22 protein-coding genes are annotated in these 23,134 nt (G+C 46.7%); 9 read left to right on the top strand and 13 right to left on the bottom strand.

What is annotated here, in order from left to right; all coding sequences use genetic code 11:
• Nucleotides 1-22: 22 nt before the first annotated feature.
• From BM367_RS01300 to BM367_RS01275, 6 genes are all read left to right on the top strand, one after another.
• The gene (locus tag BM367_RS01300; RefSeq protein WP_092456631.1) at nucleotides 23-1,753 is read left to right on the top strand and encodes a sodium:solute symporter family protein; all 1,731 of its coding nucleotides are present in this window, start codon (nucleotides 23-25) and stop codon (nucleotides 1,751-1,753) included.
• Nucleotides 1,754-1,769: 16 nt separating this feature from the next.
• Nucleotides 1,770-2,009, top strand: a complete 240-nt coding sequence (locus BM367_RS01295) for a hypothetical protein (RefSeq protein WP_092456628.1) — start codon at nucleotides 1,770-1,772, stop codon at nucleotides 2,007-2,009.
• A gap of 84 nt (nucleotides 2,010-2,093) precedes the next feature.
• The gene (locus BM367_RS01290) at nucleotides 2,094-2,432 is read left to right on the top strand and encodes a DMT family protein (RefSeq protein ID WP_092456625.1); all 339 of its coding nucleotides are present in this window, start codon (nucleotides 2,094-2,096) and stop codon (nucleotides 2,430-2,432) included.
• Between the two features lie 59 nt (nucleotides 2,433-2,491).
• Nucleotides 2,492-3,091, top strand: coding sequence for an RNA polymerase sigma-70 factor (locus BM367_RS01285; protein WP_092456622.1), 600 nt, complete (start codon nucleotides 2,492-2,494; stop codon nucleotides 3,089-3,091).
• 47 nt (nucleotides 3,092-3,138) lie between these two features.
• Nucleotides 3,139-3,672, top strand: coding sequence for a PAS domain-containing protein (locus BM367_RS12300; protein WP_092456619.1), 534 nt, complete (start codon nucleotides 3,139-3,141; stop codon nucleotides 3,670-3,672).
• A 106-nt stretch (nucleotides 3,673-3,778) separates the two neighbouring features.
• Complete coding sequence (locus tag BM367_RS01275; RefSeq protein ID WP_092456616.1) at nucleotides 3,779-4,474, top strand: hypothetical protein; 696 nt, start codon at nucleotides 3,779-3,781, stop codon at nucleotides 4,472-4,474.
• A gap of 19 nt (nucleotides 4,475-4,493) precedes the next feature.
• Here BM367_RS01275 and BM367_RS01270 read toward each other — a convergent pair whose 3' ends face one another.
• The 10 genes from BM367_RS01270 to BM367_RS01225 all read right to left on the bottom strand — a co-directional run bounded on the left by BM367_RS01270 (nucleotide 4,494) and on the right by BM367_RS01225 (nucleotide 16,292).
• On the bottom strand, nucleotides 4,494-4,814 hold the full coding sequence (locus tag BM367_RS01270; protein WP_092456613.1) for a DUF59 domain-containing protein: 321 nt from the start codon (nucleotides 4,812-4,814) through the stop codon (nucleotides 4,494-4,496).
• A 3-nt stretch (nucleotides 4,815-4,817) separates the two neighbouring features.
• A complete protein-coding gene (locus BM367_RS01265; RefSeq protein ID WP_092456610.1) occupies nucleotides 4,818-5,249 on the bottom strand; it encodes a SufE family protein in 432 nt (143 codons plus the stop codon).
• A gap of 27 nt (nucleotides 5,250-5,276) precedes the next feature.
• Nucleotides 5,277-6,524, bottom strand: a complete 1,248-nt coding sequence (locus BM367_RS01260; protein WP_092456607.1) for an aminotransferase class V-fold PLP-dependent enzyme — start codon at nucleotides 6,522-6,524, stop codon at nucleotides 5,277-5,279.
• 17 nt (nucleotides 6,525-6,541) lie between these two features.
• Nucleotides 6,542-7,879, bottom strand: a complete 1,338-nt coding sequence (gene sufD, locus BM367_RS01255; protein WP_092456604.1) for a Fe-S cluster assembly protein SufD — start codon at nucleotides 7,877-7,879, stop codon at nucleotides 6,542-6,544.
• 55 nt (nucleotides 7,880-7,934) lie between these two features.
• Nucleotides 7,935-8,708: a Fe-S cluster assembly ATPase SufC gene (gene sufC / locus BM367_RS01250; RefSeq protein WP_092456601.1), complete on the bottom strand. Its 774-nt coding sequence runs from the start codon at nucleotides 8,706-8,708 to the stop codon at nucleotides 7,935-7,937.
• Nucleotides 8,709-8,759: 51 nt separating this feature from the next.
• Nucleotides 8,760-10,211 (bottom strand): Fe-S cluster assembly protein SufB, encoded by a 1,452-nt coding sequence (gene sufB, locus BM367_RS01245; protein WP_092456598.1) that lies wholly within the window; start codon nucleotides 10,209-10,211, stop codon nucleotides 8,760-8,762.
• 36 nt (nucleotides 10,212-10,247) lie between these two features.
• The gene (locus BM367_RS01240) at nucleotides 10,248-10,574 is read right to left on the bottom strand and encodes a HesB/IscA family protein (protein ID WP_092456596.1); all 327 of its coding nucleotides are present in this window, start codon (nucleotides 10,572-10,574) and stop codon (nucleotides 10,248-10,250) included.
• Between the two features lie 207 nt (nucleotides 10,575-10,781).
• Nucleotides 10,782-13,037 carry a sodium-translocating pyrophosphatase gene (locus BM367_RS01235; protein WP_092456593.1) on the bottom strand — a complete coding sequence of 752 codons (2,256 nt, stop codon included), beginning with the start codon at nucleotides 13,035-13,037 and terminating at the stop codon, nucleotides 10,782-10,784.
• A gap of 172 nt (nucleotides 13,038-13,209) precedes the next feature.
• Nucleotides 13,210-14,748, bottom strand: coding sequence for an NAD(P)H-hydrate dehydratase (locus tag BM367_RS01230; RefSeq protein ID WP_092456590.1), 1,539 nt, complete (start codon nucleotides 14,746-14,748; stop codon nucleotides 13,210-13,212).
• Between the two features lie 146 nt (nucleotides 14,749-14,894).
• On the bottom strand, nucleotides 14,895-16,292 hold the full coding sequence (locus tag BM367_RS01225; RefSeq protein WP_092456587.1) for a type IX secretion system plug protein: 1,398 nt from the start codon (nucleotides 16,290-16,292) through the stop codon (nucleotides 14,895-14,897).
• Between the two features lie 101 nt (nucleotides 16,293-16,393).
• Here BM367_RS01225 and BM367_RS01220 point away from each other — a divergent pair, with 101 nt between their 5' ends.
• On the top strand, nucleotides 16,394-17,635 hold the full coding sequence (locus BM367_RS01220; protein ID WP_092456584.1) for an ABC transporter permease: 1,242 nt from the start codon (nucleotides 16,394-16,396) through the stop codon (nucleotides 17,633-17,635).
• Here the strand turns inward: BM367_RS01220 and BM367_RS01215 are convergent.
• On the bottom strand, nucleotides 17,592-18,389 hold the full coding sequence (locus BM367_RS01215) for a TrmH family RNA methyltransferase (RefSeq protein ID WP_177224062.1): 798 nt from the start codon (nucleotides 18,387-18,389) through the stop codon (nucleotides 17,592-17,594). The genes BM367_RS01220 and BM367_RS01215 overlap by 44 nt on opposite strands.
• Before the next feature lie 208 nt (nucleotides 18,390-18,597).
• Between BM367_RS01215 and tamL the strand changes: the two genes are divergently transcribed.
• Nucleotides 18,598-20,970 carry a translocation and assembly module lipoprotein TamL gene (gene tamL / locus BM367_RS01210; protein WP_177224061.1) on the top strand — a complete coding sequence of 791 codons (2,373 nt, stop codon included), beginning with the start codon at nucleotides 18,598-18,600 and terminating at the stop codon, nucleotides 20,968-20,970.
• Here the strand turns inward: tamL and cdd are convergent.
• Together cdd and lepB are read right to left on the bottom strand one after the other, a co-directional pair.
• A complete protein-coding gene (cdd, locus tag BM367_RS01205; protein ID WP_092456576.1) occupies nucleotides 20,958-21,482 on the bottom strand; it encodes a cytidine deaminase in 525 nt (174 codons plus the stop codon). The two genes, tamL and cdd, sit on opposite strands and share 13 nt — an antisense overlap.
• 11 nt (nucleotides 21,483-21,493) lie before the next feature.
• Complete coding sequence (lepB, locus tag BM367_RS01200; protein WP_092456573.1) at nucleotides 21,494-22,693, bottom strand: signal peptidase I; 1,200 nt, start codon at nucleotides 22,691-22,693, stop codon at nucleotides 21,494-21,496.
• A gap of 180 nt (nucleotides 22,694-22,873) precedes the next feature.
• Here lepB and BM367_RS01195 point away from each other — a divergent pair, with 180 nt between their 5' ends.
• Nucleotides 22,874-23,095 (top strand): PspC domain-containing protein, encoded by a 222-nt coding sequence (locus BM367_RS01195; protein WP_092460854.1) that lies wholly within the window; start codon nucleotides 22,874-22,876, stop codon nucleotides 23,093-23,095.
• Nucleotides 23,096-23,134: the final 39 nt, after the last annotated feature.

Genomic DNA, 23,134 nt, shown 5'->3' with positions numbered 1-23,134 from the left:
CCACTACTAAATGTGTACGTTTATGATTCAGCTTTGTTCATGTGTTCCCGCAGTTTTGCTTGCCTCTTCCAGTATCATCAGTCTGGGTTGGGCCGATGTGCTCATTATTGTGATTTATTTTGCCATGGTGCTGGGCATTGGTTATTATCTGTCGCGTTTCACCAAAACAGGAGACGATTTTTTTCTGGCGGGGCGGAAGATGACCATGTGGATTGCCGGGTTGGCATTCATTTCAGCTAATCTGGGTTCATTAGAGCTCATGGGGTGGGCGGCTTCAGCCTATCAATATGGTATTCTGGCTGCTCATTGGTACTGGATCGGAGCTATTCCGGCCATGTTATTTCTGGCCATTGTGATGATGCCATTTTATTACATTTCCCGAACTCACTCAGTTCCCGGATATCTGAAACTGCGATTTGGTGAGAGTTCCCGTATGCTGGCGGCTATTTCATTTGCCTTCATGACCATTCTGATGAGTGGAGTGAACATGTTTTCCATGGCATTGGTGATGAAGGTGATCATTGGCTGGGATATCAATTTCAGCATCTGGGTATCTTCCATCACGGTATTGATTTATGTGGCGTTGGGTGGCTTGCTCTCGGCTATGTTTAATGAAGTGGTACAGTTTGTCCTGATCTGGGCCGGGGCATTGCTCATTCCCATTATTGGTTTGGTGGAAGTAGGCGGATGGAAAGGCATGATTGCCAGAATCCATGAGAATTTTCCGCATGGCGATTATACCCATTTGTGGAGCACACTCGGGCATTTCCGGGATAATCCGATGGGCATCAACTGGGTAGGCATTGTATTCGGATTGGGTTTTATTATTTCATTTGGCTACTGGACGACCGATTTTCTGGTGGTACAGCGGGTCCTTTCTGCAAAAGATTTGCGTTCGGCCAAGATGTCGCCCATCATTGGAGCCGCTTTCAAAATGCTGGTTCCCTTTATCGTGATATTGCCGGGATTGATTGGGTTGGCTGTGATGCCAGGTCTGGTGGGGCAGGATCAGGCAGCTGCATCGGGAGCAGCCAGCTACAACGAAATTTTGCCATTGATGATGGCCCGTTACTTGGGTCCAGGATTGCTGGGATTAGGCATTACGGCACTGATAGCCGGCTTCATGTCGGGCATGGCAGGCAATATCACAGCATTTTCCACGGTTTGGACTTATGACATTTACAAGCCTATTCATCTGGCCCTGACCGGAAAGGAGGTGGATGATAAGCATTATGTGAGCATGGGACGCTGGGCTACCATTGTGGGCATATTCGTAAGCATTGGTACGGCTTACCTGGTAGAGCATGCCGCCAGTATCATGGATTATGTACAGGCGCTTTTCAGCTTCTTCATTGCACCGTTGTATGGCACGGTTATCCTGGGGATGTTGTGGAAACGCGCTACTCCTGCGGGTGGTTTCTGGGGCCTGCTGGCGGGTACCCTCTCTTCTATTGGCATGTGGGCCTGGGTGCGGCTGGATCCGCGTGCATTGAGCATCATTGCTGGATCGCCCGATGCCAAGGCTATGGCTGAAGATATGTACCGCGCCCTGTGGTCGTGGTTAATCTGCGTAGCCGTGACTGTAATTGTTAGCCTGGCTACCCGCCCCAAGCCCGAAGCTGAATTGGTGGGGCTTGTAAGAGGATGTACAGAAATTCCGTCGGAAGGGCATCTGCCCCTGGTAAAGCGACCTATCTTCTGGGCTGGAGTTGTATTTGCTGCCTTTATAGTGCTCCAAATTATTTTCTGGTAAACAAAAACTTTTCATCATGCACGAAGAACATGGTATTTCCATCTGGTTTTTCATTGGTTCATTGTTGACCATCTATGGGTTGATAATTGTTATTGCCAGTTTACCTGCTTTGTTTTCGGCGATAAATCAGCCTCATGTGGTATTGGCAGATTTACATGCAGGATTGTGGTGGGGAGCCATTCTGCTGTTACTGGGAATTTTTTATGTGATTACCTATTGGCCGGCTAAAAAAGATCAGCCGCACTCCGAATCTTGAGCAAGCCATCTTTTGGGCTCTGGAATCCTGACAGAGGGGATAATAAGCGCATGGTAAACTATATTTGCCCGATAAATCATTTCCATGCGCACTGTTATCTTGCTTATTTGTTCCAACACATTCATGACCATAGCCTGGTACTGGCATATTGGCTCCCATAAGCTTGAGCAAATTCCCCTCTGGAAGGTGATCCTGATCAGCTGGTCGATAGCTTTTTTTGAATATTGTTTTCAGGTGCCGGCCAACCGGATCGGTGCTATTGAAGGATGGACTGGCTACCAGCTCAAGATAGTGCAGGAAGTCATTACATTGGCTGTCTTTGCCACGTTTGCCACCTTTTACCTGAAAGAACCCTTGCGCTGGAACTACCTGATTTCCTTTGTATGCATGATAGCTGCCGTGTACTTTGTTTTCAAGCGATGAGTTTTGGAAAATGAAAATTTCCCATTAATTTACTTGCTGGTAACTCCTTATTCCCACCTATGAAGGTAGATGAACAGCAGTGCAGGCAGTGGTTACCGGCTATAGCAGCTGGCAGTGAAGAAGCTTACCGGGCTTTGTTTCTTCATGTGTATACCCCCTTGTACCGGTTTGCATTATCCATCATCAAGTCCCACGAAGCAGCAGAAGAGATTGTTTCGGATGTTTTGCTCAAAGTATGGCAGCAACGTGAACGACTGGCTCGAATTGAACAAATTCGGTTATATCTCTATGTTGCTATTAAGAATACTGCGTTGAATTATCAGGCCAGGGCCAGTAAAAACCTCCTCGAGCGGCTGGAAGATCATCCTGTGGAATGGATTTCAACATCTGCCGGTCCAGAAGAATTGTTTTTAACGGCAGAGATGCAGCGTCGTATCCAGCTGGCTGTTCAACAATTACCTCCTCGCTGTAGGGTAATTTATCAGTTGATTCGAGAATATGGTTTAAAACACAAGGAAGTAGCAGAATTGTTGGGAATTTCCCAGAAAACCGTGGAAGCTCAGATGGGTATCGCCCTGAGAAAAATTGCGGAAGCCCTTGCCCCACAAATGGATAAGCCTGTGAAACCTGAGGCTAAACAAAAGACGCCGGGAGAGTAAATGGGCGGATCATCCACATACGTCACGAAAAATCTAAACCTATTGCAATGAAACCCGACACAGAAATTTCTTCATCCATTCATTCCTGGTTACAAGTACTCAATAGGATCCCGGCGCTTGTATATATTTCCCATAACCTTCTTAAAACAATCTGCTGGTGTAATGCCTTTATGGAAAGGCAGACGGGCTATACACTTTCAGAGATCAGCAAAATGGGTCCTGATTTTTTCAGGTGTGTGATGCATCCGGATGATTTTCACTTAGCCTATGAAGCGCAACGTTATTTTGAAAGAGGCGGGAGGATGTTCACCGGTTGTTGCCGGATTAGATTTAAAAATGTTAAACAATGGGAATGGTTTTACGGAACAGCATTGCCATTTCCCGGTAATAAAAAAAGCCATCTTATTCTTTGTGTATTTGTGCAGATTCCACATCAAACCCATACGCTTCATCAGCTTATACAAATGTTTAAAGATATACTTCAATATAACCATCGCTCATTGTTGGGTGTATTGACAAACAGGGAGCACGATCAACTTGATCTGGACTCTTTAATCAGTTTGTTATATTTATGTTGCTGATGCGTTCTTAAATAAGGTGAGGCTGTTATTTTGCATGAGATCTAAAAAGAGTTATGGAATACTATTACCTTATTATGAATCTTATGTAAAATAAAATTTTTTTATGATGAAATCTTTTTTCACTCTGGTATTAACATTTTATGTATTTATTTTCAAGTTTGCACATGCCCAGCAGGCTTCATCTTCATCCTCCGGTTTGGGCCTGGCACTTTCGGTGGGTGTGGAGGTTGCTCAGTTTGATGTATCGCCCATCAATACCATTTTGCAACAACATGGACTGCCTGAAGTTCCCGGAGCAGTTGTTTATCCCGTGGGTACCATTGCCCTGGAACCCGTTACATCGAGGTTTTGGGGGGATGCACATGCAGGCTCATTTGCTGTGCAGCGAAGCAATAACCAGTATGAAACCCATTATTCGGGTAACCTATTTAACACAAGTCTTTTCGGGTTGATTCTGCACAAGCATCATTTCAGGCTCTGTCCCGGCCTGGGATTTGGCATCCTAGATGCGCATTTGTTGTTGCGAAGTAAGACCGACAATCCGGTAACTATTGATGATGCGGTTACCAACCTGAGTGGTAGTCGTGAATTGGCCGTAAAGAACATGGACTACCTGAATCCTCAAATTTTTACATCCTTAGGCCTGGATCGGAATGAGCATTATTTACTGGGTCTGCGGGCTGGTTATCGCATCGGCTTAAATCGTCCACACTGGCAATTGGAAAACGGAACTTCACTTGGCAATGCACCCACTGCATCAGCCAAAGGTTTGTATGCAGAGTTAGAGTTCATTATACAATAAACAGGAATGAGGGCTTTGTTTACATAAAACCCAATTCCAGTTTTGCTTCATCGCTCATCATACCCATATTCCAGGGAGGATCGAAGGTGAGCTCTACGTGCACATCTTTCACCCCTTCAATTTGACGAACTTTTTCATCAATTTCGCTCACGATGTCGGCACCTACCGGACATCCTGGAGCGGTGAGGGTAACCAGTATGAACACTTCCCCTTCCTGATTGATGTGCAATTCATACACCAGTCCCAGGTCGTATATATTCACCGGAATTTCCGGGTCATAAACGGTTTTCAGTACGGCAATAATTTGATCCTGAAGACCCGCCTGATCGTCAATTACCATAGCTCATGCATGTTTAAGTTGTGATTGGAAAGCAATGGCATACAATTTCATTTGCTTGATCATGGATACCAGCCCGTTGGATCGGGTAGGGGATAGATGTTCTTTTAATCCGATTCGGTCAATGCAATACAGATCGGCTTTTGCAATTTCTTCCGGCGTATGTCCCGACAGAATGCGGATGACCAGGCTTACCAGTCCCTTGGAAATGATAGCGTCACTATCGGCAGTGAAATAAATTTTTCCGTCTTGTTTCAGTTCGGCATGCAGCCAAACTTTCGACTGGCAACCCTTAATCAGATGATCATCTGTCTTGTATTGAGGATCAATAGGAGGCAAGTCTTTCCCTAATTGAATCAGGTATTCATATTTATCTACCCAATCCGTAAGCATGCTGAATTCGGCAATCAACTCATCCTGAATTTCATTGATCGACATGGTTGTGTTTTTCTCCAAGTTACCAAATTATTTTAACATGCTCAGGGCCTTATCCAGGCAGCTTGTGAGCCGATCTATTTCTGCGGGTGTGTTGTACACAGCCAGTGAAACACGTACGGTTCCTGGAATACCAAAGAAGTCCATCACCGGCTGGGTGCAATGGTGGCCGGTGCGCACAGCAATGCCCATTTTATCAAGCAATACACCTACATCGTAGGGATGGGTGCCTTCTATGATAAAGGAAAGAATACTTGCTTTTTCGGCTGCCTGTCCGATAATGCGCAGGCCGGGGATCTGGCTCACCTGTCGGGTTGCATATTCCAAAAGCTGTTGTTCATAGGCAAATGCATCAGCCAGGGGGAGGCTTTCCAGAAAATCAAGTGCAGCCTGCAAACACACGGTGCCTTCGATATGCGGTGTACCTGCCTCAAATTTAAAAGGGAGGTCGTTGTATTCTGTTTTTTCGAATCGTACCGATTTAATCATTTCTCCACCGCCCTGATAAGGAGGCATGCGGTCCAGCCATTCCTCCTTGCCATACAGCACGCCGATGCCTGTAGGTCCGTACATTTTATGGCCAGAAAATGCCAGAAAATCACAATCGATGGCCTGTACATCTATCGGCATATGCGGCGCGGCCTGTGCAGCATCAATCAATACCGGTATGTTGAGCTGATGGGCTTTTTCAATGATTTCCCGAACGGGATTTACGGTGCCCAATGAGTTGGAAATCCAGGTAATAGCCAGCATTCTAGTATGTTCATCCACCAGATGGTCCAGTTCATCCAGCAGCAATTCACCCCGTTCATTCATCGGAATAACCCGCAGGGTGGCGCCATGATCTTCACATGCAATTTGCCAGGGAACGATATTGGAATGATGTTCCATAGCCGAAATCACGACGTTGTCGCCCGGCTTTAAAAAAGCTTTGCTGTAGGAATAGGCCACCAGGTTAATGCTTTCCGTGGTGCCGCGGGTAAAGATGATTTCGTGAGCATAACGGGCATGGATAAACCGGGCTACACGCCGGCGGGTTTCCTCGCTGGCTTCGGTAGCCAGCTGGCTCAGGTAATGAACGCCCCGGTGCACATTGCTGTTGATGGTGGAATAATATCGGGCAATAGCATCAATGACAGTTTGCGGTTTTTGTGTAGTGGCTGCATTATCAAAATAAATCAAAGGCTGCCCGTACACTTTTTGCTGCAATGCCGGGAAATAATCAGCTATCCGTTTATGCTGATAGGTAAATGCTGATATGGTTGAAAGTGTATTCACAATTTTTATTGTTTCAGTTAAGCGCCTGCTGGCAATGCTGATTCCACATGCAGATGCTGCCTTAGCAGTTGCATCACATGATGAGCAACTGCATCGTTTTGTACTTTCGATAAAATATCATAGGCAAAAGCCTCAATCAAAAGTTGCCGGGCTGTGAGTTCACTCAATCCACGTGTTCTCAGGTAAAACAAAGCATCTTCATTCATTTGTCCGACCGTAGAACCATGCGAACATTTTACATCATCGGCAAAAATCTCAAGCTGTGGTTTGGCATGTACAGTAGCTTCCCGGCTGAGCAGAATGGCGTTGTTTTTTTGAAAGGCATTGGTTTTTTGGGCACCTTTTTCCACAAAAATTTTTCCATTGAACACGCCTGTGCTTTTATCCTGCAGAATGCCTTTGTACCATTCGTTGCTGTTGCACGATGCTACCTGATGATCAACGATGGTATGATTATCAACCAGCTGTTGACCACCGCTCAAGTATAATCCCCAAAGATTGGCTTCAGAAGAAGATCCCTGCATACGTGCGTTGATATTGTTGCGGATAAAGCCTGCACCCGGGAATGAAAAATTCACATGGTGATAAGTACTCTGGCTATGCAGATAGGTTTCACTATGATGAAATACCACAGCTGATGATGGCAGCTGGTTGATTAAAAATATATCCATCGCCACATGCTCCTTCAAAAATTGCTCTGCGACATAATTGATGAAAACAGGAGCAGATGTAAGCTGATGAAAAGTGTCTATCCACTGTGTCTGCACGCTTTCTTCTGCAACCAATAGCAATCGTTCAGGTAAAAAAGCTGGTTCATTGGCTGCATAGAAATGCATAATATGCAGCGGACGATCTGTTGATTTCTGAATATGCAATAAGTTAAATGCAGGGATAAAGGCTGTATTCATTGCTACCAACGATACGCCTGTAGGATCGGCCAGGCTTGCAAAATATTCTTCTGCATAGTAATGATGCAATGCATCTTTTCCATCCAGAAAATGCACACCATCTGGCAAGGGATCCGAAAGCTCCCGTTGCCATTTTCCGTTTAGCAGCACGATATGATAAGCATGAGCATCTTTGATGGATGCATTGGCAATGGCTGTTTTCAAATCTGCAACTGTATCGTTTGCCGGAATATGAAACACTTGTTGCAATGGCCCTGCGAGATTGGTATATTTCCAGTCTTCCTGTTTGGTAGATGGAAATCCATGTGTTTTGAAAAACTCAAATGCCTTTTGCTTGTGTTCCAGCAAAGCTTTAGGCCAGGTAACATCGTTACGCTGATTATCTTCAGGCAAACGATAGTTCTCGATTAAATACTGGTAAAACGAATTAAATATAGACTTGCTCATGTGTGACAAATGAATTTATACATCCTTTTAAAAAGGACGAAATATTCATGAATACTCAACTCAAGGAAGCCTGCACGCTTTCCTTGATCCAGTCATAGCCTTTTTCTTCCAGCTCATAGGCCAATTCTTTGGTTCCCGATTTGATGATACGTCCATCGTAAAGTACATGAACATAATCGGGAATAATATATTGCAAAAGACGCTGATAGTGGGTGATGATAATAAAGGCATTGTCTTTAGAGCGGAGTTTGTTTACGCCATTGGCCACGATGCGAAGTGCATCAATATCCAGACCCGAATCGGTTTCATCGAGGATAGCCAGCTTGGGCTCCAGCATGGCCAATTGCAGGATTTCATTGCGCTTCTTTTCACCACCGGAAAAACCTTCATTCAGCGAACGATTCACCAGGGATGCATTGAATTCCACCAGTTCTTGTTTTTCCTTAAGCCTTTGCATGAATTCCTTGGCGCTGAGCGGTGGTAATCCTCTGTGTTCCCTGATTTCGGCCAGAGCGGTTTTCAAGAAGTTGATATTGGAAACACCCGGAATTTCAACAGGATATTGAAAAGCCATGAACAATCCTTCGCGGGCACGGATTTCCGGTGCCATTTCCAGCAAATTTTTGCCTTCAAACCATACTTCACCGCCCGTTACTTCATACAGTTCATTTCCAGCCAACACAGAGGCCAGTGTACTTTTTCCGGATCCGTTAGGTCCCATGATTGCATGAATTTCACCGGCTTTTACTTCAAGGTCAACGCCTTTCAGGATAGGTTCTCCGTTTACACTTGCCTGTAAGTTTTTAATCTGAAGCATATAATTTTCCATGGTTAAAGAAATAGTATAAAATCAAAGTAAAAAATCCTGTATGACAAAGTCTTATCCGACACTGCCATCGAGTGAAATGGCCAACAGCTTTTGTGCTTCCACGGCAAATTCCATGGGCAAATTATTCAGCACTTCACGGGCGTAGCCATTCACGATGAGTGCCACAGCTTTTTCGGTGTCCAGTCCGCGCTGGTTGAGATAAAAAATCTGGTCTTCTGCAATTTTTGAGGTAGTGGCTTCGTGTTCCAGAATAGCGGTTGGATTCTGGCAATCGATATATGGGAAAGTATGAGCTCCGCATTTATCGCCCAGCAGCAGGGAATCGCACTGGGTGAAGTTACGGGCGTAATCGGCTCTGGGGCCTACCCGCACCTGACCCCGATAGCTGTTCTGGCTATAGCCGGCCGAGATCCCTTTGGAGATGATGCGGCTGCGGGTATGTTTGCCCAGGTGAATCATTTTGGTACCGGTATCGGCAATCTGGTGATTGCGGGTCATGGCCACTGAGTAAAATTCGCCCACTGAATAGTCGCCCTGCAGAATTACGCTGGGATATTTCCAGGTGATGGCCGAGCCTGTTTCTACCTGTGTCCAGGAGATCTTGGAGTGGGGGCCTTTGCAGATTCCCCGCTTGGTAACGAAGTTAAACACGCCGCCATTGCCGTTCTTATCGCCGGGGAACCAGTTTTGCACAGTCGAATACTTGATTTCGGCATGGTCCAGGGCAATGAGTTCTACCACAGCTGCATGCAGTTGGTTTTCATCGCGTTTGGGAGCTGTGCAGCCTTCCAGGTAGCTCACATAGGCGCCTTCTTCGGCAATGATCAGAGTGCGTTCAAATTGCCCTGTATTGGAGGCATTAATCCGGAAATAGGTAGATAGCTCCATGGGGCAACGCACGCCTTTGGGCACATAGCAAAAAGAGCCGTCAGAAAAAACAGCTGCATTCAGTGCGGCAAACACATTATCGGAATAAGGCACTACCGAACCCAGGTATTTTTTTACGAGGTCAGGATGATTTTTTATAGCTTCCCCCATGGAGCAAAAGATGATTCCCTTTTCGCGAAGCTTTTCCTGGAAGGTGGTTTTTACCGATACGCTATCCATAACGGCATCCACGGCAACACCTGCCAGCACTTTCTGTTCTTCGAGTGGAATGCCCAGCTTTTCAAACGTAGCGAGGATTTCCGGATCCACTTCATCCAGGCTGTTAAGCTTGCGTTTTTTGGGAGCAGCGTAGTAGGAAATGGCCTGAAAATCGATATGAGGCAGTTTGAAATTTTGCCATTCCGGCATTTCCTGGCTGAGCCTGCGGAAATGCTCCAATCCTTTCAGTCGCCATTGCAGGAGCCATTCGGGCTCTTCTTTTTTTGCAGAAATAAAACGAACGGTTTCTTCGTTTAATCCCGGTGGAAGAATTTCCATTTCCACGCGGGTTTCAAACCCAAATTCGTATTCCTGATCTGAGTATTTCTGGAGAATATCCTGATCTGTTGTGGGCATGGTGCAATGGTTTTAAATGATTCAAAAAACTTTCATTCAGACAGCAAAACTTTCGCCACAGCTGCAGGTCTTTGTGGCATTGGGATTTTTGAAAACCAAACCTTTCCCATTCAGGCCGCCCGAATAATCCAGCTCTGTACCATACAGATATAGGAGGCTCCGGAAGTCGGTCACAATTTTGAGTCCTTTATCTTCAAACACTTGATCTCCTTCCTGGAGCTGGGTATCAAATTTCAGCACATATTCCAGACCTGCGCATCCACCCCCTTTGACACTTACCCTTACAAAGGTACCTTCGGGATGACCTTCTTCTTGCAGCAATTGCTGGATATAAGTCTTTGCTTGTTCTGATACGGTAATCATGGTCTTTCCGTGCTAAATAGTTGACAATTTTTAATCATACAAAGTTCCGAAATAGTTTGTTCTTGATCAAATCTGATTCTGCAGCAAGGCGTTAAAACTTACCCTGATGTGACAGGGTGCAGATGGATTGGCTGTTGTGCTTATCTCAGGCGCTGGCTGATATCCACAACCGGGCAAACTGCAGATGGGTCGCCTGGAAGGTGCCGGTTAGTGATTCCAGTCGCTGTCAGTAAGTGAGTAGGTGTTGGTTTGAGCGTTTTTCTGGCCGATGTTTTGCCACGTTTGCTCCTGATGTCTGTTTGGCTGAAGGGCAGCTGCAGGAGCTGATGCAGCTGGCTGGCTGTACAGGTTTGCCAGCGTAGGTGCGATGACCAGTGAAACAATACTGGTGAGCTTGATCAGGATGTTCATGGACGGTCCGGATGTATCCTTGAAAGGATCGCCAACGGTATCGCCGGTGACGGACGACTTGTGAGGTTCAGAGCCCTTGTAATGGGTGATACCGTCGATGTCAACACCTTTTTCGAATGATTTTTTGGCATTATCCCAGGCGCCACCGGCATTGCTTTGGAATATACCCATCAGTACACCGCACACGGTTACTCCGGCCAGGAATCCTCCCAATACTTCGGGTCCGAAAGCAAAGCCCACAATCAAAGGCACAATGATAGCCAGCGAGCCTGGCAGCAGCATTTCCTTGATGGAAGCGTTGGTAGAAATCGCTACACAGCGGTCATATTGGGGTTTGCCTTTCCCTTCCATGATGCCGGGGATTTCACGAAACTGCCGCCGCACTTCCTGTACCATCGACATGGCCGCACGTCCTACGGCTGCAATAGCCAGCGAAGAAAAGAGGAAAGGAATCATGGCGCCAACAAACAAGCCAGCCAGCACCTTAGCCTGGTAAATATCAATATGTTGGTCAGCAGGATTGGGCATGGCAATGCCTACGAAGGCTGCAAACAGGGCCAATGAAGTAAGTGCTGCAGAGGCAATGGCAAATCCTTTCCCGGTAGCGGCTGTGGTGTTGCCCACAGCATCCAGGATATCGGTACGTGCTCTTACTTCTTTGGGCAGTTCACTCATTTCGGCAATTCCGCCGGCATTATCGGCAATAGGTCCAAAGGCATCAATCGAAAGTTGCATAGCCGTGGTGGCCATCATGCCCGATGCGGCAATTGCAACGCCATACAAGCCAGCCAATGCATAGGAACCATAGATGCCGGAGGCCAGCACAATGATAGGCAATGCGGTGGACTCCATACCTACGGAAAGCCCACCGATGATGTTGGTAGCGTGTCCGGTTGAAGATTGTTTTACGATGCGGAACACCGGCCGGCGCCCCATGGATGTGTAATATTCGGTAATCATACTCATCAGCGTACCCACAATTAAGCCTACTACAATAGAGCTGAATACGCCGGTAGAGGTAAACACATGGCCTCGCAGGGTGAGCTGTGCTGGCAGCATGTGAATGGTGATGAAATAAGATGCAATTGCCGTGAGCAGGATAGCCAGCCAGTTGCCCCTGTTTAAGGCTTTTTGCACATCCCCATTTTCCTTGATGCGCACTACGTAAGTGCTGAGTACGGAAAACAAGGTTCCCACACCGGCAATGACCATCGGCAACAGCACGGGAGAAAGGCCGCCATAAGCATCCTGCGTATCGGGATTTTTGCTGATTTCTCCGCCCAGGACTACGGTACCAATGATGGTTGACACAAAGGAGCCAAATAGATCGGCACCCATACCTGCCACATCACCCACATTATCGCCTACATTATCGGCAATGGTAGCCGGGTTGCGTGGATCATCTTCCGGAATGCCGGCCTCTACTTTTCCTACCAGATCGGCTCCCACATCGGCAGCTTTGGTATAAATACCCCCGCCCACACGGGCAAATAAGGCGATGCTTTCAGCTCCAAGCGAAAAACCCGTGAGTACCTCAAGAGCTTTCTGTAAATCGCCTGTTCGGGCATCCAGCACGCCAAATGTGTGAAGCACTATAATCAAAAGTGCACCCAAGCCGAGCACGGCCAATCCGGTTACTCCCAGGCCCATCACCGATCCTCCGGTAAAAGAAACCCGAAGGGCTCGTGCCAGACTGGTCCGGGCTGCTTCAGCGGTTCGCACATTGGCTTTGGTAGCAATCCGCATCCCGTTGAACCCGGCAAACGCCGACAGCACAGCACCCACAATAAAAGCCAAGGCGATAGTCCAACTGGAATGTGGATTTGCGTAGCCCATATATCCCAGCAGAATAGCCGCTATGATTACAAAATAAGCCAGCGTCTTGTATTCAGTTTTCAAAAATGCCATAGCCCCTTCGGCAATATGCTTGGCGATTTCGGTCATCTTTTCGTTTCCGGAACTTTGGCGGGAAACCCAGTTGATTTTAAACAGCATGAAAATCAGCGCCAGCAAACCCATTGCAGGGATGACATATAAAAAACCATGATGCATAAACTTTTCACATTTTTTTGTAGGACGGCAAAAATAGCTTTTATCCCTAAAAAATAAAACATGGCAGTCCGCATAATTTGCTTGCACTGCTCTCGTCCCGGGGGCATGGTGTGCTTGAAACTTGATGGGCGGCCGTTTTCGCCCTAATCGGAACCACACACTGGAATCCAGATTATAGGTAATAGCGTTTTTGTGGTGGCAGGGATTGATAAATTTTTTGGAAGGCTTTTCCGATATGCGTTATGATATCACCGGCCAGCAGGGCTTCTTCTGAATGAGCAGCTGCTGCCAGGTCACCTGCAAGACCATGCAGATACACGCCCAGCAAAGCTGCCTGCCAGGGTTCATAGCCCTGGGCCAGCAAGCCCGTGAGGAGTCCGGTAAGCACATCTCCGCTTCCACCTGTAGCCATGCCGGGATTACCGGTGGTATTGAAATAACAGGTGCCATCGGGAAGGGCGATACAAGTATGATGATCCTTCAGGATGAGGATGAGTTGCAGTTCTCTGGCTTTCGTGCGCAGCAGGTTGAGCCTTTCCAGGTCATCAGATTTTGCGGAGCTAAACAGTCTTTCAAACTCTTTGGGATGGGGGGTAAGCAGGCTATGAGGAGGAATGCGGGTGAGTAGTTCGGGATGTTGGGCTATGAGGTTTAATGCATCGGCATCGAGTACCATGGGATTGCGATACCAGTCGAGCGCCTGATGCAGGTGATGCAATGCCAGGCTGGAAGTGCCCAATCCAGGCCCAATGCCCAGCCCTCTGTAGCGACTGGCCGGGCCCAGTACATCTTCGAGGTGGCAAACAGGGTCAAGAATCGTGCACAAAGCTTCGGGATGAGTGGTTTGCAGGATGGCATAGCCCTCGGGAGGTACACCAATGGTTGTCAATCCTGCTCCCGAGCGCAGGCAGGCACCGGTAGCCAATACCGCTGCCCCCATTTTCCCTTTACTCCCGCAAATCAATACGGCGTGCCCATAACTGCCTTTGTGGGTAAAAGGCTGCCGCGGCCGATAAATCTGCTGAATCAACGCTTCATCAATGGTATGATAGGGCGTATCGGCAGCTTCCCAGAAAGAGCGATTCAAACCAATGGGCAACACATGTACTCTACCCGCATATTTACCTGTGTGGGGCAACAAAAGGTTTAATTTATAATTTTCAAACGTCAGGGTGATGTGTGCCTCCACAGTTAGAAATCCTGCCGCCGGGCCATCGGCTGGCAAGCCACTGGGCAGATCAATGGCAATGCGGATATTGGGTAGTTGATTGATCCAGGCAATATAAGCCGCCACCAGCCCATCTGCCGGGCGATGAGTCCCGGTACCGAGTACGGCATCGATAGCTACCTCATCTGGCGAAGGCGTTTGAAAATCGTTTGGCTCCCGGATCGTCTGCACATCAGCCCCCATGCTTTGCAGGCGCGTGAAATTGGTTTCACAATCCGGTGAAAAAGCATCGCGATAAGCGATCAGGTGGCATTTGACCCGATAGCCCCGTTGCAATAGCAATCTTGCAATGGCAAGACCGTCACCTCCATTGTTACCCATGCCGCAGTAGATCTGAAATCCGATGTTTGCAGCGAAATGTGTAGTTAGCCATTGCACACAGGCGGTAGCAGCTCTTTCCATTAAGTCAATACTGGCGATGGGTTCATGGGCGATGGTGTAGGCATCAGCAGCGCGTATCTGTTCAGTGAGCAGAATTTTCATACAACCGGAAAATAACAGAATCAGAAAGGGATTGGCTTATTTTTTACCAAAATTACATATTCCCGCCTGTGCTTCTCGTGTACAGGAAATCGCATCCGGCTATTTGTGTTTCCGGTTGGGAAAGAACGCGCGGTGTGTAATGTATCTTACCGGTTGGTGATGCTGTTGAGCACCGTAGCACCTACCAGTTCATCGGCCCGGCCTCCGATGGGGCGGTAATAAACCAGAATGGTATAGGTATTTTCTGTTTCCCACCAGTTGCCCTCTGTGGGCTCCGTGTTTAGCTGATGACTGCCCGGTGTTACCAGTCCATAAATGTAATCATAGTATCCTTCTTTCAGGAACAAGCTGCCTTCGTAGGCTCTTGTGGCGGGATTGTAGTGCAGTTCATTGGAGGGGTTGCATTCGTAGTTGGTTAATTCCCCGAAAATATACAGATGGGCATTTGCAAAGGGTTCCGGAGTTACGTAACTGAAATGAACCGTGGCATAATCGCCGTCAACATCGGGATTGTAGCCGCTTTCAAGCATTTCGGTTGTATATCTGCCATCAATATCCCGGCGTTGCTGATAACGTTGGTTAGCCCGACTGGCATCGGGTCGGGCATATACCACAATCTGGTTGTTGTTTTCATCAATGCGTTCAACCCTTTCTGTTTCCAGCCGAAAGCTTCGCAGATCAATCCATCGCCATTCTTTCATGGCCGGAAATTCACAATCGTTTTCTGCATTGTATTCCAACACGCTGCCTCTTACGAAGGTGGGGCGGATATCATGAATGGCATTATCCCACCGGTAGTTTTGCAAGATCCAAACCTTGATCTGGTCAAAAGGATTGTTCACATTCAGCCCGCGGGTATCAACCTGAAAGTTTACTTTCTGATAAGTCTGGAAGATTTTGGGATTGATGGGTTGTTCAATTTTTCCGGCAATCTGGGCTGCCTGGTTGACCACCAGAAAGCGGCGGGTTAATACCGGTTGCGATGGATCGTCATTCAGATACACTTTGAGGATATAATTTCCAGGCCTTGCAGGTGCGCAATTTGAGTTAGGGAGCGTGAGGGTATAATGGGTATAATGTTGCAGCGGGAAGGTAGAAAAGTGATATTGGGTGATGCGGTTTTCAGAAAACCCTTTGATATATTCAAACGGGTTTAGGTTTGCAGGCTTCCAATCGGCATTGCACAGTACAATAGTGTAGTAATAATCCTTCACTCCGCCTTCCAGATCATCAAAGCCTAGGGTTAGTGTTTGCCCGCTGTTCAAGGTAATGAGCGGATAGTTCAAAGGCATGTCGGACGGATACAGATGTACGGTTTTGATATAAGGTGCGTACACATGATCTGGCGTAATCCAGTTGATGCTGCTATCAGTTGTGGGTACGGGATTGGCGAGCTGCCGGGCATGAACAGGAGGTTTGGCGTTCAGCAAGAAAATGCAGATTGTAAGCAGGAATACCCATAGCCATACCTTCAGCCAAACGTGTTTCAGTGCTGTAGTGCGGGTTGCCACGCCGGATAATTTCAGGCAAGATAAGTATTTCATCGGCTAAAATGATCAATTCACATCTGTAAGCCGTAGGGAAATAAATTTGCTATTTTGCGAGCACATTACATGCCGCTATACTGCTTTGAAAATTATTTACATTGGCATTCTCCCTTGCAGCCTATATTGCCCGTCGCATAGCCCTTAACCGGGAAAAGACTTTTTCCCGCTTTATCATTCGTATAGCCATTGTAGCTACCACTTTAAGTGTGGCGGTGATGATTCTGGCCACGGCATTGGTAAATGGTTTTCAGCAGGCTGTAAGCCAAAAGATATTCAGTTTCTGGGGGCATTTGCATGTGGAGGTGTATCAGCCGGATTATGCGCCTCTTTCCGCTCCACCACCTTTTCCGGAAAATGATAGCCTGTTGAGGGTGATTCGCGATTTGCCACAGGTGGCCTCGGTGCAGCCCTATGCTACGCAGGCAGTTATCATCAAAAGCACAGATGATCTGGATGGCGTGATTTTTAAAGGAGTGAAGCGTGATTACGACTGGCACCAGCTGCAATCCTATCTCATAGCTGGCCATTTACCAGTATTTCCGGATAGCGGCTATGCTGATGAAATTCTGATTTCGGCCGATATGGCACAAAAGCTTAACCTGCGTACGGGCGACAAAGTGGTGGTATATTTTGTGCCGGGCTCAGGCCAGGCGCCGCGTCCGCGCGTATTGAAGATATCTGGCATTTACCGAACCGGCGTACAGGAATATGACCATACCTACATCATAGGCGATCTCAGGTTGATTGCCCTGATGAATGGCTGGCAACCCGATGAGATTGGCGGATTTGAAATTTTTCTCCGGCATGTGAACGACATGGATACAGTCAATCAATTGCTTGACAAACAAATTCTTCCCCAGAACCTGATGAGTGTTACCATCCGGCAGATCTATCCAAACATCTTTGACTGGCTGCGGCTGCAAACCACCAATGAATGGATTATTCTGGTGATCATGGTTATTGTAGCTGTTATCAACATGACCACCGCCATCCTGATCCTGATTCTTGAAAGAACACACATGGTAGCTATTCTGAAAGCCATGGGGATGCAAAACAGACAGATACAGATGATATTTGTATGGCATGCCACATTGATTTTCTGCACGGGCATTTTGTTGGGAAACATAGTCGGTCTGGGGTTAGCATGGCTGCAGGATACCACGCATTTTTTCAGGTTGCCTGAAGATGTGTATTACATTGCCTATGCCCCCATTGCTATACGGTTCTGGCAGGTGATTGCCATTGATGCAGGTACTTTGCTGGTGGGTGTGGGGTTGCTGAGAATCCCCGCCCTGATTATCCGGCGTATTTATCCGGTGCAGGCTTTGCGTTTTCAGTAAGACAAAGAAATCCGCAAAGGATGCCGGTCGCAATGGCTGCATTCAGCGATTCAGCATTTCCCAAGCGGGGGATGGTAATACATTCACTGACCAGGGGCAACAATTGGCGTGAAATTCCATGGGCTTCATTGCCAATGAGCAAGAATGCCGGCCGTGATAGGTCGATTTCCCTGCAGAATTGCTGGATGGCTTTGCCGGTGAGCGTAGCGGCATAAACCGGGATATCCCGATGCTGCTGAAACAGGCTGATAAGCTCCTGTTCCACCACGTGTACATGCGCCAGGCTACCCATGCTGGCCTGTACTACTTTCGGGTGGAAAGCATCGGCACAGTCGGGCGAGCAACAGATATACGGAATCCCAAACCAGTCGGCAATCCGGATAATGGTACCCAGGTTGCCCGGATCCCGGATAGCATCCAGAGCAAGTGTTAGCCCTGTAAACTTCGATGGTAAAGCATCTTGTTGGGGCAGGCGAATGAGCGCCAGCACCTGCTGGGGCGACTGCAGGCGTGAGATCTGGGCTAAAATATCGGGTTTGATGATTTCCACCGGAACCTCCCGATGCGATTGCAAAAAAGCCTCGCGCGCCTCCACCCATGCGGGCAGGGCATATATCTGCAATACCTGATACCATGGGCTTTCCAGAAAGCTGCATACCGTTTTGTCGCCTTCCGCTACAAAACAACCATATCGCTGCCGGTGCTTTTTTAAATGGAGTAACCGAATCTCTTTAATTTGCGCTTTTGAAATCAAGAGGTATTGTTTTTGTGATGCAGTAAAATTAAACAGTTATTAGGATGCAGGCTCAGGCATTTGGGTGATGCTATCCTTCCACGTACAGTAAATGATTTGAATGGATCCATAGCATAGATTCACAGGCATGAAAGATAAACTAAACTTCTTCCGTTTGAATTCGATATGGCCTGGTCTGTGGTTCGTGTGTGCCTGCATCATCATGTTTATGACTTCATGTTCCAACACCAAATACCTTGCACAAAATCAGGCATTGCTGGTTAAAAATACCATCCGATTAAAAGGTGAATATCTGACTAAAACCGAAAAAGAAAATATCCGGAACGATCTGAATTCCTCTTCCATCTTGTTGCAAACACCGAATTACAAAACTTTGGGTATTGCACGGGTTGGTTTGTGGTTATATAATCACTACGACTCCAGCAAGGAAAGTAGCCGGTTGCTGGGATGGCTTATTAACAAGAACTGGTTGAAGCCCCCGGTAATTTACGATTCCGGCCTGGCTCGCCAAACAGCCCAAAACATGGAAGATTATCTTATCAATCAGGGATATTTCAGGGCTTCGGCTCATTATGAAGCACATATCAAGAAGCAAAAAGCAAGTGTAACCTACCTCGTAAATACCGGTAAGAATTTTTTAATCAACCAGATCAGGTATGATATTCAGGACAGCTTGATTCGCAGCATTGTGGTGGCTGATACATCCCAATCTTTATTGCATAAAGGCATACCCTACAAAACGGATTTGCTGGTCAATGAGAGAGAGCGTATTACACGGCTTTTGAATGATCATGGTTATTACCAATTTAGTACGGATGATATCGTGTTTGTGGTGGATACCGTGAATACAGCATTATTAAAAACTACAACCAATCCATTTGAAAGCATATTAAATGTATTTTCTGCTGCCAAAAGCCGCGAAAAACCTACGTTGAACATAGATGTTGTTATCAGACAGCCGGAAGATTCCACCGATTATCGAAGGTATTTTATCCGGCAGATTCATATATTTCCGGATTTACCTCTGAATGCCACAAATATTGATACTACACAGTTTTACCGCATGCCATATCGTTATTTTACGATTTATACCAGGCATAACCTGTTTCGTCCGAATGTATTCTATCGTGCTTTGTATTTTCATCCCGGTGAATTGTATTCCCGTACTGCCTATGAGCAAACGCTAAGTCAGCTTAACAGCCTGAATCAGTGGAAATTTGTGAATGTGCGTTTCAGGGTTGTGCCCGATTCCTTGCTCCATGGCAGCAGGGATACCAGCTGGCTGGATGCCAATCTATACCTCATTCCCGAAAAGCGCCAGGAGGTGGGTGTTTCACTGGAAGGCACAACAGGATCCGATTATGAACTGGGTTCTTCTATCGGACTCAGTTACATGAATCGCAATGTAAATCGTGCTGCCAATATCCTCACCGTTTCCCTGAAAGGCGGCATTGAACTGGATTCTGCGCTGAATATTTATGCTCAGGAAATGAGCGGGCAAATCAACCTGAATTTTCCCCGGTTTATCGTACCGTTTGGGCTTCGCCGCATCAGCCGTTTTGCCAATGCCAAAACCAATCTGAACATGGGTTTTGATTACATGAACCGCATTGATTTTTACAAGTTTCAGAATTATTATGCCTCATTCGGATATACCTGGAATGAAACGGCTACCAAATCCTGGATCGTGAAACCCTTTGTGCTGGCCTATAACAAGTATTCCAATTTTAGTCCGGCTTTTCAACAAGAACTGGACTCCAATCAATTCCTGCGCAACAGTTTTCAGTCGGTTTTTCTGGAAGGTGAAAATATTTCTTTCATATACAATAATCAGCTTTCTGCGAGTCAACGCAGGTTTAATTATTTGCGGCTCGATCTGGATGAATCGGGTTTATTGTTAGAAGCTGTTGATGGCATTTTAAAATCAGCAAGCGGAAACAAGACGGATTTCACCAAACTTACCACGCTGAATTATTCGCAGTATGTGAAACTCACAGCCGAGTATAAACATTACTACAACTGGACACATGCCACGCTGGTGAGTCGCATCATGGCAGGCGTAGCGGTGCCTTATAGCGGATCGCAGGCTGTGCCGTATATCAAACAATTTTTCGCCGGAGGCCCCAACAGCATGCGTGCCTGGCACTTGCGCACACTGGGGCCGGGATCGTACAAATACAACGCTTCTAACCTGGTTTTTGTGGATCAAACGGGGGAAATGAAGATAGAAGGTAATCTTGAATACAGGTTTGATATTCTGCAGTTGTTTGGAGGCGTTACTTTCCTGAAAGGAGCCTTGTTTACCGATGTGGGCAACATCTGGAATTTACGCACCGATCCATCCAAGCCGGGTGCTGCTTTCCATCTAAATCAATTTTATCGGCAACTGGCTGTGGGCAGCGGATTTGGCTTGCGGCTCGACTTCAATTATTTTTTGCTGAGGCTTGATATGGCCACACCACTTAAGGATCCTGCTGTGTCTGCGCACGATGGCTGGTTCCCCAATGGCTTCCGCCCGCTGAATCTGAAATGGCTTGGCAAAAATCTGGTATTTAGCTTTGCTGTGGGTTATCCGTTCTGATGCTTTCGATGATCGGCCTGTGGAAAGCCTTTCAGATCCTGAGGCGTAAAGGAAAAAGGCAAAAGCAGCCGTGCAGCTGGAATGATGATGATTTCGCCCATCATGCCACCCAGGATGATGCGAATGGGCTGCTGCTGGCGAATTTCATATTCCAGCAACGTTTGTCGGCATATCCCACAGGGACTGATAGGATGATCGGAATTTCCGCCGGCAGGCTGATAACTGATAGCTATGGCTTGGATGATGGCATCAGGAAATTGTGAAGTGACGGCAGACAGGGCTACCCGCTCAGCACACAACCCGGCCGGAAAAGAAGCATTCTCCTGATTGGCACCGGTAATCACCTGTCCGTTTTCAAGCAGGATGGCCGCTCCTACCCGAAAGTTAGAGTAAGGTGCGTAGGCTATTCCGGTAGCTTCACGGGCTTTCTGCAAAAGCATCAACGCATCAGCAGGCAAGCCGGCATCTTCAGCAAAATGTTCATATTGCAATTGCAAATGCTGTACAGGCATCGATTGTGCGTTTAATGAATGGCTTTAAACAATCTCCTCCAGCGGATTCCATGCGCATCATAACTGAACCAGATGAACCACGCCTTTCCTACAATATGATCTTCCGGCACAAAGCCCCAGTAACGCGAATCCAATGAATTATCGCGATTGTCGCCCATCATCCAGTAATAATTCATATCAAAGGTATAATGATCCGCAGGCTTGCCATCAATGAATATTTTACCATCCTTTACTTCCAGCTTATGATGTTCATAGGTAGTAATCAGGCGTTTGTAGAGTGCCAGATTGCTGGTATCAAGTTTTACCGTTGCACCTTTTTTGGGAATATAAATAGGCCCGTAATTGTCGCGCGACCATTTAAAATGTGTGGTATCAAACGGAAAGGCGTCCGGATCTACTGTGGTATCAATTTGCGGACGAATGGAAATGACATTGGAGAAAGCTTTTAATGCATCAGCCTCGTCTTTGGTCAGATCAAAATAATAGATCAGCCGATCACCGGCCTGCTGAATATCAAGCGGCATATCAATGCCCAGATCATTCAGCCGGTTCGTATTGAAAGGAGTGGAATTGGTAACCACCTGATAAAATTTTTCCATTTCAGGTGGGTCGGGCTGAAGCTGCCCATTCACATACACTTTTCCCTGAATCAGTTGTAAAGTATCGCCTGCAATGGCCACGCAACGTTTGATGTAATTTTCCATCCGGTCAACCGGACGGGTAACAATGGTAAAGTTAGGGTTGTTCCACACGTTGGCACGGCCATAATGCCGCACAAGCCGGTAATAGCTGTCTGTTTCCTGTGTTTGCAACACCACGGTATCACCTTCGGGATAGTTGAAAACCACCACATCATTGCGTTTCACGTGGGTGAATCCGGGCAACCGATGGTAGCCAAAATGCGGCCAGTCTGAATAACTTTTGAAATGAAAGATCGGAAAAGTATTTAAGGTAAATGGAATAGCCAGCGGCGTCATAGGCAGGCGCGGGCCGTAGCTGATTTTATTGACAAACAAAAAATCATTCACTAACAGGGTTTTTTCCATGGATGGAGTTGGAATTGTATAAGCTTCAAAGAAAAATGTGCGGATAATGGTTGCAGCAATGATGGCAAAAATCAAGGCTTCCGCCCACTCCCGTAAGGCAGACTTTTTCTTTTTAACCCGCTTATCCGAATGTTTGGAGTGGGGAACTGATGAACTTGTTTTCATTTAAACTATATTAGGTTTACAAAAATACCATTCCTTGTTTCTTTCAGAAAACGATTCTGTAAAAGTTTTCTTAAACCCATGGCTATGATGAAGCCGGGACAAAGGATAGAATTTTCAAAAATATGTAATTTTGGTGATCAGAATGTGTCTGATAACATTATGAATACCAGGCTTCGGTTCATGCAGCGACTTAAAGATTTTATGGAATGGCAGGCCTTTGGCGTTTGTTCTGCGATTGGTGATAGGCTGGGCATTGCCAGTTCGCGCATCCGCATGTGGTTCATTTATATCTCTTTCCTTACCGTTGGCTCACCATTGATTATTTACATGATTCTGGCTTTCTGGTTAAACATGAAAAAATATATTTGGTATGCTCGCCGAAATCCGCTGTGGTATTGGTAATCAAACATGAATCAGAAAACAATAACCTGAAAAAATTTT

This window comes from Thermoflavifilum thermophilum (genome assembly GCF_900116565.1).
Classification (GTDB): Bacteria; Bacteroidota; Bacteroidia; order Chitinophagales; family Chitinophagaceae; genus Thermoflavifilum; species Thermoflavifilum thermophilum.
This window is presented reverse-complemented; position numbering and strand designations above follow the sequence as displayed.

Excerpts from the sequence above, each read along its gene's own strand:
- BM367_RS01300 (WP_092456631.1), top strand. The coding sequence starts at position 23 with ATGATTCAGCTTTGTTCATGTGTTCCCGCAGTTTTGCTTGCCTCTTCC.
- BM367_RS01295 (WP_092456628.1), top strand. The coding sequence starts at position 1,770 with ATGCACGAAGAACATGGTATTTCCATCTGGTTTTTCATTGGTTCATTG.
- BM367_RS01290 (WP_092456625.1), top strand. The coding sequence starts at position 2,094 with ATGCGCACTGTTATCTTGCTTATTTGTTCCAACACATTCATGACCATA.
- BM367_RS01285 (WP_092456622.1), top strand. The coding sequence starts at position 2,492 with ATGAAGGTAGATGAACAGCAGTGCAGGCAGTGGTTACCGGCTATAGCA.
- BM367_RS12300 (WP_092456619.1), top strand. The coding sequence starts at position 3,139 with ATGAAACCCGACACAGAAATTTCTTCATCCATTCATTCCTGGTTACAA.
- BM367_RS01275 (WP_092456616.1), top strand. The coding sequence starts at position 3,779 with ATGAAATCTTTTTTCACTCTGGTATTAACATTTTATGTATTTATTTTC.
- BM367_RS01270 (WP_092456613.1), bottom strand. The coding sequence starts at position 4,814 with ATGGTAATTGACGATCAGGCGGGTCTTCAGGATCAAATTATTGCCGTA.
- BM367_RS01265 (WP_092456610.1), bottom strand. The coding sequence starts at position 5,249 with ATGTCGATCAATGAAATTCAGGATGAGTTGATTGCCGAATTCAGCATG.
- sufD (WP_092456604.1), bottom strand. The coding sequence starts at position 7,879 with ATGAGCAAGTCTATATTTAATTCGTTTTACCAGTATTTAATCGAGAAC.
- sufC (WP_092456601.1), bottom strand. The coding sequence starts at position 8,708 with ATGGAAAATTATATGCTTCAGATTAAAAACTTACAGGCAAGTGTAAAC.
- sufB (WP_092456598.1), bottom strand. The coding sequence starts at position 10,211 with ATGCCCACAACAGATCAGGATATTCTCCAGAAATACTCAGATCAGGAA.
- BM367_RS01240 (WP_092456596.1), bottom strand. The coding sequence starts at position 10,574 with ATGATTACCGTATCAGAACAAGCAAAGACTTATATCCAGCAATTGCTG.
- BM367_RS01235 (WP_092456593.1), bottom strand. The coding sequence starts at position 13,037 with ATGCATCATGGTTTTTTATATGTCATCCCTGCAATGGGTTTGCTGGCG.
- BM367_RS01230 (WP_092456590.1), bottom strand. The coding sequence starts at position 14,748 with ATGAAAATTCTGCTCACTGAACAGATACGCGCTGCTGATGCCTACACC.
- BM367_RS01225 (WP_092456587.1), bottom strand. The coding sequence starts at position 16,292 with ATGAAATACTTATCTTGCCTGAAATTATCCGGCGTGGCAACCCGCACT.
- tamL (WP_177224061.1), top strand. The coding sequence starts at position 18,598 with ATGACTTCATGTTCCAACACCAAATACCTTGCACAAAATCAGGCATTG.
- cdd (WP_092456576.1), bottom strand. The coding sequence starts at position 21,482 with ATGCCTGTACAGCATTTGCAATTGCAATATGAACATTTTGCTGAAGAT.
- lepB (WP_092456573.1), bottom strand. The coding sequence starts at position 22,693 with ATGAAAACAAGTTCATCAGTTCCCCACTCCAAACATTCGGATAAGCGG.
- BM367_RS01195 (WP_092460854.1), top strand. The coding sequence starts at position 22,874 with ATGCAGCGACTTAAAGATTTTATGGAATGGCAGGCCTTTGGCGTTTGT.